Source organism: Microbacterium sp. OR16, from assembly GCF_047306725.1.
Classification (GTDB): Bacteria; Actinomycetota; Actinomycetes; order Actinomycetales; family Microbacteriaceae; genus Microbacterium.
Map to the genome: position 1 here is coordinate 319925 of NZ_JAZEXK010000001.1, position 15584 is coordinate 335508.

Below are 15584 nucleotides of genomic sequence, written 5' to 3' on the forward strand. Positions count from 1 at the left end.
TATCCACAGCGGCCTGTCCGCGACGGCTTTCATCCACCGGCGGGGGAGAATGAAGGCATGTCCGACGCATCCAGAGAGGCTCCGCGCTTCCTCGCGCCCGCGCAGGTGGCGGAGCTTCTCAGCATCGAGGTCGACGAAGTCATCGACCTCGTGCACGAGGGGCGCCTGCGCGGATCCCGGGTCGGATCGCCGCCGAGATGGCGGGTCGAGCACGCCAGCCTCGCCGAGTACCTCGACGCGCAGTCCGAGGAGGCGCGCCGGATGGCGCTCTGGCGGCAGTCGAACGAGGCCAGCTTCCCCGAGGTGTGGGGGACCGCGCCGCTCCGGAGGGACTGACAGCGTTCCCGGCTCCAGCAGGCCGACCGCTCAGACGGCGCCGGAGGCGTCTTCGACGCGCACCCAGCTGAGGGCGGTGAACGGGATGCTTCGGAACCCGCGCACCGCGCGCACGCGTCGAGGTTCGTGCGGATCGTGCAGAGCGAGATCGAGATGGTCCGCACCCGCGCGATCGATCGTGCCGTGCTGCGGGTCGCCCGAACGTCTGCCCACCGTCACGGGCACCCGCCGCCGTGCGAGGTCGCGCAGGACGAACCCGAGCGTCATCCGCCCGCGCAGGCCGCCGTCGGGCGGGTCGGCCGAGAGACTGCCGAGCAGGGTGCCGTGGTCGACCGCGACCGAGTGGACAGCCCCCAGCGGCGCGATCCTCATCCGGGAGTCGCCGCCCGCGTTCACTCCCACCCAGTCGGCGCCGACCACGCGCAGCACAGCATCCCATCGCTCGCCGCCGGCCAGCTCCAGCACCATCCTGCCCTCGGTCGCGCTCATCGCACGCAGGCGGTCGTGCAACGTCAGCTTCGAGATGCGCAGTCGCTCGGACTCGGCATCCAGCGCCGCCCGCTCCGCCTCCCACTCGGCCGCGAGCTGGCCCTCGAGGTCGTCGAAGAGATGCTCCCATTCCACGCTGTCGACAGTAGAGGAGAACCGATCGGCATCATGCGGGTTATCCACAGCCGGGTGCGGACGCCCTCGTCACGGCCGAGGCCCTGTGCTACTTTCGTGGGGTTCGCTACGAAGATGAGCAGCACCACGAGCCGGGGGGTATCGCGGAATGACGACGACGTTGAACGAGTACTTCGCTCCGCAGCCGACCTCGGCGGCAGAGCTGCCCGATCCGGTGCCGCTGCTGCGCAGTCTGACGCAGGGGGCGCTGGAGGTGCTCGCCGGTGTGCGCGAGGTCGACCAGCTCGCGCGATGGTTCAGCGAAGACGCGTTCCGCGCTCTCGTCACCAGAGCGAACCTGTCGGCACGCGCTCGCAGCGCGCGCAACCAGGCGCCGACCCGCCCGAGCTTCCAGATCCTCTCGATCCGCGAGAGCGCGCCCGTCGACAATGTGATCGAAGCGGTCGTGGTGGTGGCGGGGCCCGGGCGCACGCGCGCCGTCGCGATCCGGCTGGAGGGCTTCGACGCCAGATGGCGGGCGAGCTCACTCGCCATCCTCTGATCGCCTTCTGAACGGCAGGCGAGGCGCCAGTAGGCTGAAGGCGTGTCAACACTCAGCGACCTCGTCCACGCCCAGGGTCTTCTCACCGATGCGGATGTCGAGTGGCTCCATCGTCTGGCAGGCGACGGCCAGCTGCTGGCCGATCTCGCCTCGGCCGACATGGTGATCTGGATAAAGACCGCCGACGGCTCGTTCGTCGCCGTCACCCACTCCCGCCCAAGCGGCGCAGCCACCCTGTTCTACCGCGACCTCGTCGGTGAGAAGGTGCGTCCGCAGTGGCGCACGCAGGTGCAGTCCGCGTTCGAGTCCGGTGCGATCGTCGACTCGTCATCGCCGGACTGGTTCGAGGAGACTCCGACCCGGGTGCGGGCCGTGCCGGTGCGCCGCCGGGAGGGGAAGGATGAGGGGGAGATCATCGGCGTCCTCACGCGGCACACCAACCTCGGTGAGGTACGGATGCCGTCGCGCCAGCAGATCAGCTTCGACGAGTGCGCGAACGACCTGTTCCACATGATCGCCTCGGGCGAGTTCCCCGACCTGGCCGCACCCACGGCACCGCGCCGCGGAGCGCCGCGTGCGTCGGACGGACTCATCCGTCTTGATGTGGACGGCATCACGACCTTCGCGAGCCCCAACGCGCTGTCCGCGTTCAACCGGATGGGCTTCGACGACGAGCTCGAGGGGGAGTCGCTCGCCGAGGTCACCACGCGCCTCGTGCCGCCGTCGCGCCAGGTCGACGAGTCGCTGCCCGTCGTCGTCACCGGTCGCGCACCCTGGCGCACCGACATGGAGGCGCGCGGCGTGACGGTGTCGCTGAGAGCGATCCCGCTGAAGGATCACGGCACCCGGATCGGTGCGATCGTGCTGTGCCGCGATGTGTCGGAGCTGCGCCACCAGGAGCAGGAGCTGATCACCAAGGACGCCACGATCCGCGAGATCCACCACCGTGTGAAGAACAACCTGCAGACCGTCGCGTCGCTGCTGCGCATCCAGGCCCGTCGCACGCACTCCGATGAGGCGCGCGAGGCGCTCACTCAGGCGATGCGGCGCGTCGAGTCGATCGCGGTCGTGCATGACACCCTGGCCAGCGGTCTCGCGCAGACGGTCGACTTCGACGAGGTGTTCGACCGGGTGCTCAAGCTCGTCGCCGAGGTGGCCGCCGCGCCCAACACCCGCGCGCGCACGCAGCTCGAGGGTCGCTTCGGCGTGCTGCCGAGCGAGTACGCGACCCCGCTCGCGCTGGCTCTCACCGAGGTGGTGACGAACGCCGTCGAGCACGGTCTCGCAGGACAGGAGGGCACTGTGCACATCGAGGCGACCCGCACTTCGGAGCTGCTGCGCGTGACGGTGGCGGACAGCGGGCACGGCCTGCCCGAGGGGCGGGTGGGCCAGGGCCTGGGCACGCAGATCGTGCGCACGCTCATCCAGGGCGAGCTCAGCGGCAGCATCGAGTGGAAGGGCGCCGAAGGCAAGGGCACCGAGGTGGTCATCGAGATCCCGATGCGCTGGATCTCGGTCTGACCCGGACGACGCCGTCCCGCACCGCGCAGAAGCGCCGGTCATCGCTCAGGATGACCGGCGCTTCTGCGATCGTGGGTGCTTGGGATCGGATCGGGAGGCTGGCGGCCGGGGTCAGCCGGCGCGGCGTGCGCGGGCGGCGCGGCGCTTGAGAGCGCGTCGCTCGTCTTCGGACAGGCCGCCCCAGACGCCCGAGTCCTGGCCGGACTCGAGGGCGTACTGCAGGCAGATCTCGGTGACGGTGCAGGTGGCGCACACGGCCTTCGCCTTCTCGATCTGGTCGACGGCCGGTCCGGTGTTCCCGACGGGGAAGAACAGCTCGGGGTCGACGGTCAGGCAGGCTGCTTTATCGCGCCAATCCATACGGGGGGCTCCTCAGAGATAGTGTTTCGGTGCGGGCGCCGTTCGCGCGGCGCTCAGATCGGGTGAGCGGATCGGGGTCGGCTACCCTGGTGATGCGGGCGATCGCCCGCCCCACTCCGATGTGGGAGCACATGGCTTGTTCCATTGTGTTACAGAAGCAGTTTGAAATCAAGGGTTTTATGCAGCTCTTGAGAGGAGCACCCGTGCGCCCTTCCGGCCCGACCATAGCCGCCGCCATCGTTCTCGCCCTGGAGGGCATCGCGCTGGGCATCGTCAGCATCATCGAGCTGCTGGCGCTGGGCGGCGGTGGGACGTCGTCGACCATCGGCGGCATCGCGCTCATCGTGCTCACCCTCATCGCCGCCGTCGCGCTCGGCGCGTTCTCGTGGGGCACGCTGCGTCGTGCGTCCTGGGCGCGATCGGGAGGAGTGGTGTTCCAGGTGCTCGGGGTCGCCCTCGGGCTGGCTTCGCTCAGCCTCGAGCCCAGGGTGTGGCTGTTCACCCTCGGAGTCGGCGGGCCCGCGCTGATCGGCCTGGTGCTGCTGATCAGCGCCACGCGCCGCGACGGCGCATCCGATCCGCGGCTGCGGAGCGGCGACGAGCCGGGCCAGCGGGGCTGAGCCGGGCGACCGGGGCTGAGCCGGGCGAGAGGGGCGCCCGCGACTGAGAGGGGCGCCCCGCTCGGAGCTCAGGCGTCGATGCCGAGCATCTTGCGCAGCCGGGCGACGTGACCGGTCGCCTTCACGTTGTACTGCGCCGCGCTGATCGTGCCCTGCTCGTCGATGACGAACGTCGAGCGGATGACGCCCTCGACGACCTTGCCGTAGTTCATCTTCTCGCCCCACACGCCGTACGCGGTGTGCACCGCGTGGTCGGGATCGCTGAGCAGCGTGAAGGTGAGCCCGTCGCGCTCGCGGAAGGTGCTCAGCTTCTGAGGCTCGTCGCGGGAGACGCCGACCACGGTGTACCCGGCCGCCTGCAGCGACGAGATGCTGTCGCGGAAGTCGCACGCCTGGGTCGTGCAGCCGGGCGTCATGGCCGCGGGGTAGAAGTACAGGATGACTCTGCGGCCGCGCAGATCGGCGAGCGAGACGGTGTTGCCGTCCTGGTCGAGCAGCGAGAAGTCGGGGGCGGGCGTACCGGGTTCCAGGCGTGTCGTCACCCGTCCAGCCTATCCGGCGAAGGTGGCCAGCAGCCGCTGCAGCGACTCCAGCCTGGCCTGTCCGGTCTCGCTCAGCTCGCCGTCTGCCGCCGCTTCGTTCAGCGCGCAGTCCTCGGCGTCGGCCAGGTGCGTGCAGCCGCGCGGGCAGTTCTCGGCGATCTCCGCCAGCTCGGTGTAGGCGGTGAGGATGTTGGCGGGATCGACGTGCCCGAGCCCGAACGAGCGGACACCGGGGGTGTCGATCACCCAGCCGCTGCCCGTCGCGCCGACGTAGCGCAGCGACACGGTCGACGACGAGGTGTGCCGGCCGCGGCCGGTGACCTCGTTGACATGCCCGGTCGCGCGGTGCGCCTCGGGTACCAGCGCGTTCACCAGGGTGGACTTGCCCACGCCGGAGTGCCCGACGAACACGGTGGAATGGCCCACCAGGGCCGTACCGATCTCGTCGACCGGCATGTGCCCGCGCGCGCTCGTGAACACCGTCAGGTCGAGACCGTCGAAGTGGGCGAGGAAGTCGGCGGGATCGGCGAGATCCGTCTTCGTCACGACGAGCAGAGGGCGGATGCCGGCATCCAGCGCTGCCACGAGGTAGCGATCGACGAGCCGGGCGCGCGGCTCGGGATCCGCCGCTGCCACGACGACGAGCATCTGGTCGGCGTTCGCGACGATGACGCGCTCGACCTGGTCGGTGTCGTCGGCGCTGCGGCGCAGCAGCGAGGTGCGCTCTACGATGCCGACGATGCGGCCCAGGGTGCCGTCGTCGCCCGACAGGTCGCCGACGACACGGGCTTCGTCGCCGGTCACGATCGGCGTGCGACGCAGTTCGCGGGCTCGGGCGGCGGTGATCATGCGCTCGTCGGCGGTGTCCTCGCCGAGCAGCACGCTGTACCGGCCGCGGTCGACCCCCAGGATGCGCCCGATCTCCGCGTCGTCGTGCGCCGGGCGGCGCTTCGTGCGCGGGCGGTTCGCCTTCGGGTTGGGGCGGGTGCGGATGCGGCTCTCGTCGAACTCCTCGACATCGTCGAGGTCGTCGTCGTCGCCGAGCCAGCTCACGCGATGGCGCCCGTCAGCATGCGCTCCCACAGCAGGGTGAACTCCGGCAGGGTCTTGGCCGTCGTGCCGATGTCGTCGATCTCGACGCCGGGGACTCGCAGGCCGATGAGCGCGCCGGTGGTCGCCATCCGGTGATCGTGATGCGCCGGCCACACGCCGCCGTGCAGCGGACGCGGGATGATCCGAAGACCGTCCGAGAGCTCCTCGGCCTCGCCGCCGAGGGCGCGCAGGTTGTTCACGAGCGCCGCGATGCGGTCGGTCTCGTGCGTGCGGATGTGCCCGACCCCGCGGATGGTGGTGGGACCGTCGGCGAACGCTGCCAGACCCACGATGGTCGGCGTCAGCTCGCTGGCCGCCGACAGGTCGATGTCGAGGCCGCGGATGCCGTCGCCCGCGCGCACCGTGAGAGCACCGCCGTGCCGGCTCGTGTGGGCGCCGAGCGCGTGCAGGATGTCGGGCAGCAGGGCGCCCGGCTGCGTGGAGTGCAGCGGCCACCCCGGAACCGTGACCTCCCCACCGGTCACCAGCGCGGCCGCCAGGAACGGCGCGGCGTTGGAGAGGTCGGGTTCGATCGCCACGTCCTTGGCCCGCGGCACGCCCGCCTCGACGAGCCACTCGCCCGCGGCGGGGCGCTCGATGCGGATGCCCCGTCGGCTGAGGGATTCGATCGTCATGTCGATGTGCGGCAGGCTCGGCAGGCGCTCGCCGGTGTGCACGAGATGCAGGCCGACGTCGAACTTCGGTGCGGCGAGGAGCAGCCCGGAGACGAACTGGCTGGATCCCGAGGCGTCGATCTCGACCCGTCCGCCGCGGATGCGTCCGTGCCCGCGCACGGTGAACGGCAGCGACCAGGTGCCCTCATCGTCGACGTCGACACCGAGATCCCGCAGCCCGGTGATCAGCGCGCCCATCGGGCGGTGCAGCGCGCTCTCGTGCGCGGTCAGGTGCACCTCGTCGTCGGCGAGGCCCGCGAGTGGGGCGATGAAGCGCATCACGGTGCCGGCCTGACCGCAGTCGATGCTCACCCCTCCGCGGAGGCGCGCGGGCGTGATGACGAGATCCGGGCCGAACTCGCCGTCCGACGGCTCCTCCTCGATGCCGACGCCCAGCTGGCGCAGCGCCTCGATCATGCGACGCGAGTCGTCCGAGTGCAGCGGGCGGATCAGCCGGCCGGGACCGTCGGCGATCGCGGCGATCACCAGCTCGCGGTTCGTGAGCGACTTCGAGCCGGGGATCGTGACGGACGCGCGCACGGCGTGCTCGGCGGCCGGCGCGACGTACCGGCCTCGCGAGGATGCGGGGGAATACCGTTCAGTGCTCATCGGTTCTTAGCCTAGTGAAGGCCTGCGACAGAGGGAGAGGAGAAGACGGATGACGGCGAACGTGCTCCTCGACCGCGTCGACGCCCCCTCGGACGCGGTGCGCTCCCGCCTAGACTGGCCGGTGATGGACGAGACAGCTTCCAGCGATCCTCGACGCGACTTCGAGGAGCAGGCGATCCCCTTCATGGATCAGCTCTATGGCGCGGCCATGCGCATGACGCGCAATCCGGCCGACGCCGCCGACCTCGTGCAGGAGACCTTCGTGAAGGCCTACGGCGCGTGGTCGAGCTTCACGCAGGGCACGAACCTCAAGGCGTGGCTGTATCGCATCCTCACGAACACGTACATCAACATCTACCGCAAGCGTCAGCGAGAGCCGTTCCAGGGCACGATCGACGAACTCGAGGACTGGCAGCTCGGCGGCGCCGAGTCGACGACCGCGTCGCACGGCCGCTCCGCCGAAGCGGAGGCGATCGACCGCATGCCGGCGTCGGTGGTGAAGGACGCGCTGCAGGAGGTGCCGGAGGACTTCCGCCTCGCGGTCTACCTCGCCGACGTCGAGGGGTTCTCCTACCAGGAGATCGCCGACATCATGAAGACCCCCATCGGCACCGTGATGAGCCGTCTGCACCGTGGCAGGCGCATGCTTCGCGAGCTGCTGGCCGACTACGCCGCTGAACGGGGAATCCGCGCGGCAGAACCGAGGAGCAGGAAATGAGTGACTGCGGCTGCGAGAAGGCGCGCCGGGATCTGGAGGAGTACCTCCGCAACGAGGTGTGCCGCACCGGGCACCTCGAGATCCGCGAGCATCTCGAGAACTGCGAGGCATGCAAAGACGAGGCGCTCGTCGCCACGACCCTCACGGAGGTCGTGGCGCGCGCCTGCAAGGAGACCGCACCCGAAGAGCTGCGCGACCAGGTGCTCGCGCGCCTGAGAGCGGCCCAGGCGACTCACTGACGGCGGTGGCGGGAGCACGTCCCCCTAGGCTGGACGGATGACCGCATCGGAAGAGACCATCATCTCCGTCGACCCGGAGTCGCAGCGACGCCTGCGCGAGAAGGGCCTGGACTACCGCATCGCCGACATGGCAGTCGATGCCGACGCGGAGGGCTTCCTCCGCGCTGACTCGCGCGGCTTCCTCGATGAGGACCCCACTGACGCCGAACTGGCGCAGACCCGCGAGACCATGCGCATGCGGCGCAACATCGGCGTCTACGACCCGTCGGCCGGCACCTGGCCGATCGCCACGGTGAACAGCTGGGTGACGCCGTTGAGCGTCCCCGGTGGCGAGATCGACATGTGGGCGATCAGCTCGGTCACCGTCGCCGGCACCCACCGTCGACGCGGCATCGCGCGCAGCCTTCTCGAGGGCGAGCTGCGAGCCGCGGCGAACGCCGGCGTCCCGGTCGCCGGGCTCACGGCATCCGAGGCGACGATCTACGGCCGCTACGGTTTCGGCCCCGCCGTGCCCGTCATGCGATTCACCGTCGACACGGCCCGGGCGGGCTGGGGCGGGGTCGAGACGTCGGCCGGGCGACTGATCTACGCAGACAAGCAGACTCTCGCCGACGACCTCGAGCGCCTGCACGAGGCATCCCGAGGGGTGCGTTCCGGCCAGATCCGCGGGTGGCGCGGTCGCTGGCAGCGCATGGCGGGCCTCGCCGAGGGCGACAAGGAGGCGGCGGCCGTCCGCGGGGTGCGGTTCACCGACGCGGACGGCGCGCTGCAGGGCGCCATGGCGTACACGCTCGCCGAGGTCCCGGGCGGCTTCCGCTCCGAGATGCGCATCCGCTCGATCATCACGACCTCCGACGACGCGCTGCGCGCGATCTGGCGGTTCGTCGTGCAGCACGACCTGGTGAACAAGGCGCGCGTCGACCTGCGTCCGATCGACGATCCGCTGCCCTGGCTGGTCGCCGATCAGCGCGCGGTGACGGCCGAGGTGCACGACCACGGCTGGCTGCGGGTGCTCGACGTCGAGGCGGCGCTCGCCGCGCGCACGTACCGTGCGCCGCTCGATCTCGTGATCCGCGTCGAGGACCCGCTCGGATTCGCCGCAGGCGACTGGCGGATCACCATCGACGACAGCGGCCGGTGCCGGCTGGGCGCGACGTCGGATTCGCCGGACGTCACGCTCGGCGTGGTCGAGCTGTCGACGATCTACGCCGGGGGAGTGCCTGCCGCGCAGCTCGCCGCAGCCGGTCGCATCCACGGCGCCGACGCCGCGGTCGAAGCCCTCTCCCTGGCGTTCCTGACGACGCCTTCTCCGCTGCTCGGCATCTGGTACTGACCGCCATCCGATGACGGCGAGAGGCCGCCGCCCTCCGAGGAGGGCGGCGGCCTCTCGCATCCGCTCGAGCGTCAGCCGACGCTCAGCGCGGTCTTCAGCAGAGCGACCTGCTCGGCCGCGTGCACCTTCGACGACCCGGTCGCCGGCGACGCGGCTGCCGGACGGGTCACCGCGTGGAACTGGCGAGGTCCGGGGACCTCGGCGAACTGCAGCGCCAGGAACGGCCAGGCGCCCTGGTTCTCGGGCTCGTCCTGCACCCACACGAGCTCGGCGTTCGGGTACGAGTCGGTGATCGCCTTCAGCTCGTCGATCGGCGTCGGGTAGAGCTGCTCGAGGCGCACCAGCGCGATCTGGGGATTCGGGTTCTTCTCGAGCTCGCTGCGCAGATCCCAGTGGATCTTGCCCGAGTGCACGAGCACCCGGGTGACGGCGTCGCGGTCGAGACCGCGGTCGTCGTCGATCACCGGCTCGAAGCGGCCCGCGGTGAAGTCCTCGACCTCGCTGGTCGCACCGCGCAGACGCAGCATCGCCTTCGGCGTGAAGACGATCAGCGGCTTGCGCGGACGGGCGTAGGCCTGGCGACGCAGCAGGTGGAAGTACGACGCCGGCGTGGAGGGGCGGGCCACGTACATGTTCTCCTGCGCGCACAGCTGCAGGAAGCGCTCCATGCGCGCGGAGGAGTGATCGGGGCCCTGCCCCTCGTAGCCGTGCGGCAGCAGCATGACCACGCTGGACTGCTGGCCCCACTTCTGCTCGGCGGCCGAGATGTACTCGTCGATCACCGACTGGGCGCCGTTGGCGAAGTCGCCGAACTGCGCTTCCCAGAGCACGAGGGCATCCGGGTTCTCGACCGAGTAGCCGTACTCGAACCCGAGCGCGGCGTACTCGCTGAGCAGCGAGTCGTAGACGAAGAAGCGGCCCTGACTGTCGGACAGGTTGGCGAGGGGCAACCACTCCTGGCCGTTGCGGCGGTCGTGCAGCACAGCATGACGCTGCACGAACGTGCCGCGACGGGAGTCCTGTCCGGCGAGGCGCACGGGAGTGCCCTCGACGAGCAGCGACCCGAAGGCGAGCAGCTCGCCGAAGCCCCAGTCGATGCCGCCCTCGCGGCTCATCGCCACGCGCTTGTCGAGCTGCTGCTGCAGCTTCGAGTGCACCGTGAAGCCGTCCGGCTTGTTCGCGTGCGCGTCGCCGATGAGGTGGACGACCTCGAGCGGCACGCCGGTGACGTCGGGGGCGCCCACCTGCGCATCGACCGGCGCCAGGTCGGGGGCGATCGGCGTCGCACCCGTCTCGGCGGCGTGGGTCTCGGCGAAGGCGATCTCGAGGCGGTTCTGGAAGTCCGCCTTGGCCTGGTCGTACTCCTCCTCGGTGATGTCGCCGCGGCCGACGAGGCCGTCGGTGTACAGCTTGCGCACCGACCGCTTCGCCTGGATGAGGTCGGTCATCAGCGGCTGGGTCATCGAGGGGTCGTCGCCCTCGTTGTGACCGCGCCGGCGGTAGCAGATCAGGTCGATGACGACGTCGCGGTGGAAGCGCTCGCGGTACTCGAAGGCAAGACGTGCGACATGGATGACCGACTCGGGGTCGTCGCCGTTCACGTGGAACACCGGCGCCTGGATCGTCTTCGCGACGTCGGTGGCGTACACCGAGGTGCGCGAATCGGTCGGCAGCGTGGTGAAGCCCACCTGGTTGTTCACGACGATGTGCACCGTGCCGCCGGTGCGGTAGCCGCGCAGCTGCGACATCTGCAGCGTCTCGACCACCACGCCCTGACCGGCGAACGCCGCGTCGCCGTGCACCAGAATCGGCAGCCAGGCGAAGGTGCCGATGGGCTTGCGGTCCTGCTTGGCACGCACGATGCCCTCGAGCACGCCGTCGACGGTCTCGAGGTGTGAGGGGTTGGCGGCCAGATACACGGGCAGCTCGGCGCCGTCCTCGGCGATGAACGTGCCCTCGGTGCCGAGGTGGTACTTCACATCGCCCGAACCGCGCTGGTTGCCTGGGGTCAGCGATCCCTCGAACTCGCGGAACACCTGGCCGTACGTCTTGCCCGCGATGTTCGTGAGCACATTGAGCCGGCCGCGGTGCGCCATGCCGATCGCCGCGCCGTCGAGGCCGGCGTTCGCCGCGCCCTGCAGCACCTCGTCGAGCAGAGGGATGAGCGACTCGCCGCCCTCGAGCGAGAAGCGCTTCTGTCCGACGAACTTCGTCTGCAGGAACGTCTCGAACGCCTCGGCCTCGTTGAGCTTGCGCAGCACGCGCAGCTGCTCGTCGTGGTTGGGCTTGACGTACTTGACCTCGAGCTTCTCCTGGAACCACCGGCGCTGCTCGGGATCCTGGATGTGCATGTACTCGATGCCGAGAGTGCGGCAGTAGGAGTCGCGCAGCACGCCGAGGATGTCGCGCAGCTTCATCACGCGACGGCCGCCGAAGCCGCCGGTCACGAACTCGCGGTCGAGGTCCCAGAAGGTGAGTCCGTGGCTCTCGATCTCGAGGTCGGGGTGCGAGCGCTGCACGTACTCGAGCGGGTCGATGTCGGCCATCAGGTGACCGCGCACGCGGTAGGAGTTGATGAGCTCCTGCACGCGCGACTGCTTGTCGACGCGCTCGGCGAGGTCGACGGCGATGTCGGCGTTCCAGCGGATCGGCTGGTAGGGGATGCGCAGCGACGCGAAGATGTCCTCGTAGAAGCTGCGCTCGCCGATCAGCAGCTCGTGCACCTTCTTCAGGAACTCGCCCGACCCCGCACCCTGGATGACGCGGTGGTCGTAGGTGCTGGTCAGCGTGATCGTCTTGCCGATGCCCAGCTCGGTGAGCGTGCGCTGGCTCGATCCCTGGAACTCCGCAGGGTAGTCGAGGGCGCCGGCGCCGATGATGCAGCCCTGGCCCTTCATGAGGCGGGGCACGGAGTGCACGGTGCCGATGCCGCCCGGGTTGGTCAGCGAGACCGTGGTGCCGGCGAAGTCCGCCGCGGTGAGCTTGTTGGCCCGCGCGCGGGCGATGAGGTCCTCATAGGCGGCGAGGTACTCGCCGAACGTCATGGTGTCGGCGCGCTTGATGCTCGGCACGAGTAGGGCCCTGGTGCCGTCGGGCTTGGGGACGTCCACGGCGATGCCGAGGTTCACGTGCGCCGGCGCGACGACCGACGGCTTGCCGTCGACCTCGGCGTAGAACACGTTCTGGCTCGGGAAGTCCTTGAGCGTGCGGATCAGCGCCCAGCCGATCAAGTGGGTGAAGCTCACCTTGCCGCCACGGGTGCGCGACATGTGGTTGTTGATGACGATGCGGTTGTCGATCATCAGCTTCGCGGGGATCGTGCGCACGCTGGTGGCGGTCGGCACCGACAGCGACTGATCCATGTTGGCCGCGAGGGTCTTCGGCATGCCGCGCAGCGGCGTGACGCGCTCCTCCTCGGCCGGCGCGTCGTCCTTCGCCTCGCGCTTGGGTGCCTGCGCCGGGATCGGCGCCTGCTTGGCGGGCTTCGCCGTCGTGCGGGCGACGGGCTGCGCGCCGATCACGGGGATCGGCGCGGTGACGGGGTGCGCGGGTTCGGCAGACGCTGCCGGGGCGCCGCCGGCGGGCTGAGCCGCGGCATCCGGCGTGTACTGCTCGAGAATCGGCCACCACTCCTTGTCGACCGAGTTGCGGTCCTTCTTGAACTGCTCGTAGAGCTCATCCACGAGCCAGGAGTTGGCTCCGAACCCCCCGTCGCCACCGACGCCGGTCACCTGGTTCGACACGCTCTATCGCCCTCTTTCGTCGCTGAAGCTCACGTGCCACCTGGCGCTGGCTGCAGCGCCCGGGTCGCACTTGCGTAACAGTCATCAAGCCTAATGCCAAACGGATTCCGAATCGTCTGGCGCGCTGGCCGTTTCGCCCGATGCGAGCACAGCCGCATTCTGTAAGATCGTGCGCACTATGGACGACCCTCCTTCTTGTAGTACATCGCCCCACTGCCCGCTCCTCAAGGATGTCGAGGGACGCAGCTGATGGAATTCCTGCTGCTGGGCGTGGGGCTGCTGCTCATCGTGGGGACGGGACTCTTCGTCGCCAGCGAGTTCGCTCTGGTCAATCTCGACCGCGCAGAGCTCGAAGCCCGTCAGGCGCGGGGCGAATCCCGGCTCAGCCTGACGATCCGCGCGCTGAAGATCACCTCCACGCATCTGTCGTCGGCGCAGCTGGGCATCACGCTGACGACCCTGCTGACCGGCTACACGATGGAGCCCGCCATCTCGAAGCTGCTCGCGCCGCTTCTCGAGGCGTGGGGCATTCCGGATGCCGCGGCCACGCCCATCTCAGTCACGGTGGCGATGCTCGTCGCGACCTTCCTCTCGATGATCCTGGGCGAGCTGGTGCCGAAGAACTTCGCCCTCGCGCTGCCCCTCGCCACGGCGAAGCTGGTCATCCCGTTCCAGACCGTGTTCACCGCCGTCTTCAAGCCCGCGATCGTGGTGCTCAACGGCAGCGCCAACGGCGTGCTGCGCAGCATCGGCATCGAGCCGAAGGAGGAGCTCTCGGGTTCGCGAAGCGCGGAGGAGCTCTCGTCGCTGGTGCGCCGCTCGGCGAGCCAGGGCGTGCTCGAGAAGGACACCGCGACGCTGCTGGATCGCAGCCTGAACTTCGCCCGCCTCACCGCAGACGACATCATGACGCCGCGGCCGAGCATGCACGCCATCTCGGTGGGCGACTCGGCGGACGACGTGATCCGGCTCGCCAGGCGCACCGGCCACAGCCGATTCCCGGTGTACGACGACGACCTCGACGACATCACCGGCGTCGTGCATGTCAAGGCCGCCGTGTCCGTGCCTCGTGAGAAGCGGGCCGAGGTGCCCGTCGGCGCGCTGAGCACCGAGCCGCTGCGCGTGCCCGAGACCGTGCACCTGGACGTGCTGGTCGCCGAGCTTCGCACGAAGGGCTATCAGATGGCCGTCGTGGTCGACGAGTACGGCGGCACCGCCGGGATCGTGACCCTCGAGGACCTCATCGAGGAGATCGTCGGCGAGGTGTCCGACGAGCACGACCGCTCCCGGGCCGGCATCGTGCGCCGGCTCGACTCGATCACGTTCCCCGGCGAGCTGCGTCCTGACGAGCTCCTCTCCCGCACGGGGATCGAGGTGCCCGAGGGTGAGGTGTACGACACCGTCGCCGGCTACATGATGAGCGTGCTCGAGCGGCTCCCCGTGCTCGATGACGAGGTGAGGATCGGCACCGGCGTGCTGCGCGTGGTGCGCATGGACGGCCGCCGGATCGACCGCATCCGGTACACCGCCGACCCGGCACAGGACGCGACGGAGGACGAGCGATGAGCGACTGGGCAGGACTCGTCTGGCTCGTCGTGCTGCTCGCCGCGAACGCCTTCTTCGTCGGCGGCGAGTTCGCCGTCATCTCGGCGCGTCGCTCGCAGATAGAGCCGCTCGCCGAACGCGGCTCCCGCGCGGCCAGGACAGCCCTGTACGCGATGGAGCACGCCACCCTCATGCTCGCGACCTCGCAGCTGGGCATCACGATCTGCTCGCTGCTGATCCTGAACGTCTCGGAGCCCGCGATCCATCACCTCCTCGAGGTGCCGATGCACGCGCTGGGCTGGGATCCCGCGGTGATCTCGGTCAGCGCGTTCGTGATCACGCTCGCGCTCGTGTCGTTCCTGCACGTCGTGTTCGGCGAGATGGTGCCGAAGAACCTCGCGTTCTCGATACCCGACCGCGCCGTGCTCGTGCTCGCGCCGCCGCTGGTCTGGGTGTCGCGGGTGTTCCGACACATCATCTGGGCTCTGAACGGCATCGCCAACGGCGTGCTGCGTCTGTTCGGCGTGCAGCCGAAGAACGAAGCGGCCTCGACGTTCACGCTCGAGGAGGTCGCGACGATCGTCGACCGATCGCGGCGCGAGGGCGTGCTGACCGATTCTTCCGGTGCGGTCGCCGCGGCCGTGGAGTTCACCGACAAGAAGGCGCGCGACATCGCCGTGCCGCTCGCCGACCTGATCACCCTGCCCGAGACCGCCACGCCGGACGACGTCGAGCGTGCGGTCGCGCGCTACGGCTTCTCGCGATACGTGATCGTCGACGACGAGCACTCGCCGATCGGCTACGTGCACCTGAAGGACGTGCTGCGCGCGGCCGAGGGGCCCGAGCCCGATGAGAAGATCTCCCAGCCCCTGCCGGCCAAGCGCATCCACCACATGCTGCCCGTTCAGGAGGAGACCGATCTCGAGGATGCCCTGGCCTCGATGCGCCGCGCGGGGCGGCACCTCGCCAAGGTGCGCGACCGCTCGGGCGAGACCACCGCCGTGCTCTTCCTCGAGGACATCCTGGAGGAGCTCGTGGGCGAGGTGCAGGACGCGACTCGTCGCGGCCACGGCCGCTGACCCGCCGC

General features: G+C 69.8%; 15 protein-coding genes. 9 read left to right on the plus strand and 6 right to left on the minus strand.

The window, feature by feature from the left end:
* Positions 1-57: 57 nt before the first annotated feature.
* Entirely contained in the window at positions 58-336 is a 279-nt protein-coding gene (locus V2S05_RS01505; RefSeq protein ID WP_271638006.1) for a helix-turn-helix domain-containing protein, read from the plus strand.
* 30 nt (positions 337-366) lie between these two features.
* Here the strand turns inward: V2S05_RS01505 and V2S05_RS01510 are convergent, their stop codons facing one another.
* A complete protein-coding gene (locus V2S05_RS01510; RefSeq protein ID WP_413633511.1) occupies positions 367-960 on the minus strand; it encodes a hypothetical protein in 594 nt (197 codons plus the stop codon).
* Positions 961-1108: 148 nt separating this feature from the next.
* On the opposite strand from V2S05_RS01510, the gene V2S05_RS01515 reads away from it, so the two are divergent.
* Both V2S05_RS01515 and V2S05_RS01520 read left to right on the plus strand, forming a co-directional pair.
* Positions 1109-1501, plus strand: a complete 393-nt coding sequence (locus V2S05_RS01515; RefSeq protein WP_271638004.1) for an Rv3235 family protein — start codon at positions 1109-1111, stop codon at positions 1499-1501.
* A gap of 42 nt (positions 1502-1543) precedes the next feature.
* Entirely contained in the window at positions 1544-3022 is a 1479-nt protein-coding gene (locus V2S05_RS01520) for a sensor histidine kinase (RefSeq protein WP_413633514.1), read from the plus strand.
* Positions 3023-3133: 111 nt separating this feature from the next.
* Here V2S05_RS01520 and V2S05_RS01525 read toward each other — a convergent pair whose 3' ends face one another.
* Positions 3134-3382 carry a WhiB family transcriptional regulator gene (locus tag V2S05_RS01525; RefSeq protein ID WP_071641453.1) on the minus strand — a complete coding sequence of 83 codons (249 nt, stop codon included), beginning with the start codon at positions 3380-3382 and terminating at the stop codon, positions 3134-3136.
* A 203-nt stretch (positions 3383-3585) separates the two neighbouring features.
* Here V2S05_RS01525 and V2S05_RS01530 point away from each other — a divergent pair, with 203 nt between their 5' ends.
* The gene (locus tag V2S05_RS01530; RefSeq protein ID WP_413633515.1) at positions 3586-4002 is read left to right on the plus strand and encodes a hypothetical protein; all 417 of its coding nucleotides are present in this window, start codon (positions 3586-3588) and stop codon (positions 4000-4002) included.
* A gap of 68 nt (positions 4003-4070) precedes the next feature.
* On the opposite strand, the gene bcp is transcribed toward V2S05_RS01530, so the two are convergent.
* From bcp to aroA, 3 genes are read right to left on the minus strand one after another with little or no spacing between them, the layout of a single operon-like run.
* Complete coding sequence (gene bcp / locus V2S05_RS01535; protein ID WP_413633516.1) at positions 4071-4544, minus strand: thioredoxin-dependent thiol peroxidase; 474 nt, start codon at positions 4542-4544, stop codon at positions 4071-4073.
* A 9-nt stretch (positions 4545-4553) separates the two neighbouring features.
* Positions 4554-5597, minus strand: a complete 1044-nt coding sequence (gene rsgA, locus V2S05_RS01540; protein ID WP_413633517.1) for a ribosome small subunit-dependent GTPase A — start codon at positions 5595-5597, stop codon at positions 4554-4556.
* Complete coding sequence (gene aroA, locus V2S05_RS01545; RefSeq protein ID WP_413633518.1) at positions 5594-6919, minus strand: 3-phosphoshikimate 1-carboxyvinyltransferase; 1326 nt, start codon at positions 6917-6919, stop codon at positions 5594-5596. Before aroA ends, rsgA begins: the two co-directional genes overlap by 4 nt.
* 49 nt (positions 6920-6968) lie before the next feature.
* Here aroA and V2S05_RS01550 point away from each other — a divergent pair, with 49 nt between their 5' ends.
* From V2S05_RS01550 to V2S05_RS01560, 3 genes are read left to right on the plus strand one after another with little or no spacing between them, the layout of a single operon-like run.
* Positions 6969-7637 (plus strand): sigma-70 family RNA polymerase sigma factor, encoded by a 669-nt coding sequence (locus tag V2S05_RS01550; protein WP_271637998.1) that lies wholly within the window; start codon positions 6969-6971, stop codon positions 7635-7637.
* Positions 7634-7876, plus strand: coding sequence for a zf-HC2 domain-containing protein (locus tag V2S05_RS01555; RefSeq protein WP_413633519.1), 243 nt, complete (start codon positions 7634-7636; stop codon positions 7874-7876). The genes V2S05_RS01550 and V2S05_RS01555 overlap by 4 nt, the downstream gene beginning before the upstream one ends.
* 37 nt (positions 7877-7913) lie before the next feature.
* The gene (locus V2S05_RS01560; protein ID WP_413633520.1) at positions 7914-9209 is read left to right on the plus strand and encodes a GNAT family N-acetyltransferase; all 1296 of its coding nucleotides are present in this window, start codon (positions 7914-7916) and stop codon (positions 9207-9209) included.
* A 71-nt stretch (positions 9210-9280) separates the two neighbouring features.
* On the opposite strand, the gene V2S05_RS01565 is transcribed toward V2S05_RS01560, so the two are convergent.
* Positions 9281-12952: a multifunctional oxoglutarate decarboxylase/oxoglutarate dehydrogenase thiamine pyrophosphate-binding subunit/dihydrolipoyllysine-residue succinyltransferase subunit gene (locus V2S05_RS01565; RefSeq protein ID WP_413633522.1), complete on the minus strand. Its 3672-nt coding sequence runs from the start codon at positions 12950-12952 to the stop codon at positions 9281-9283.
* A gap of 249 nt (positions 12953-13201) precedes the next feature.
* On the opposite strand from V2S05_RS01565, the gene V2S05_RS01570 reads away from it, so the two are divergent.
* The gene (locus V2S05_RS01570; protein WP_413633523.1) at positions 13202-14518 is read left to right on the plus strand and encodes a hemolysin family protein; all 1317 of its coding nucleotides are present in this window, start codon (positions 13202-13204) and stop codon (positions 14516-14518) included.
* The gene (locus tag V2S05_RS01575) at positions 14515-15576 is read left to right on the plus strand and encodes a hemolysin family protein (RefSeq protein ID WP_271637988.1); all 1062 of its coding nucleotides are present in this window, start codon (positions 14515-14517) and stop codon (positions 15574-15576) included. The genes V2S05_RS01570 and V2S05_RS01575 overlap by 4 nt, the downstream gene beginning before the upstream one ends.
* Positions 15577-15584 lie beyond the last annotated feature (8 nt).

Excerpts from the sequence above, each read along its gene's own strand:
- V2S05_RS01505 (WP_271638006.1), top strand. The coding sequence starts at position 58 with ATGTCCGACGCATCCAGAGAGGCTCCGCGCTTCCTCGCGCCCGCGCAG.
- V2S05_RS01515 (WP_271638004.1), top strand. The coding sequence starts at position 1,109 with ATGACGACGACGTTGAACGAGTACTTCGCTCCGCAGCCGACCTCGGCG.
- V2S05_RS01525 (WP_071641453.1), bottom strand. The coding sequence starts at position 3,382 with ATGGATTGGCGCGATAAAGCAGCCTGCCTGACCGTCGACCCCGAGCTG.
- aroA (WP_413633518.1), bottom strand. The coding sequence starts at position 6,919 with ATGAGCACTGAACGGTATTCCCCCGCATCCTCGCGAGGCCGGTACGTC.
- V2S05_RS01550 (WP_271637998.1), top strand. The coding sequence starts at position 6,969 with ATGACGGCGAACGTGCTCCTCGACCGCGTCGACGCCCCCTCGGACGCG.
- V2S05_RS01555 (WP_413633519.1), top strand. The coding sequence starts at position 7,634 with ATGAGTGACTGCGGCTGCGAGAAGGCGCGCCGGGATCTGGAGGAGTAC.
- V2S05_RS01560 (WP_413633520.1), top strand. The coding sequence starts at position 7,914 with ATGACCGCATCGGAAGAGACCATCATCTCCGTCGACCCGGAGTCGCAG.
- V2S05_RS01570 (WP_413633523.1), top strand. The coding sequence starts at position 13,202 with ATGGAATTCCTGCTGCTGGGCGTGGGGCTGCTGCTCATCGTGGGGACG.
- V2S05_RS01575 (WP_271637988.1), top strand. The coding sequence starts at position 14,515 with ATGAGCGACTGGGCAGGACTCGTCTGGCTCGTCGTGCTGCTCGCCGCG.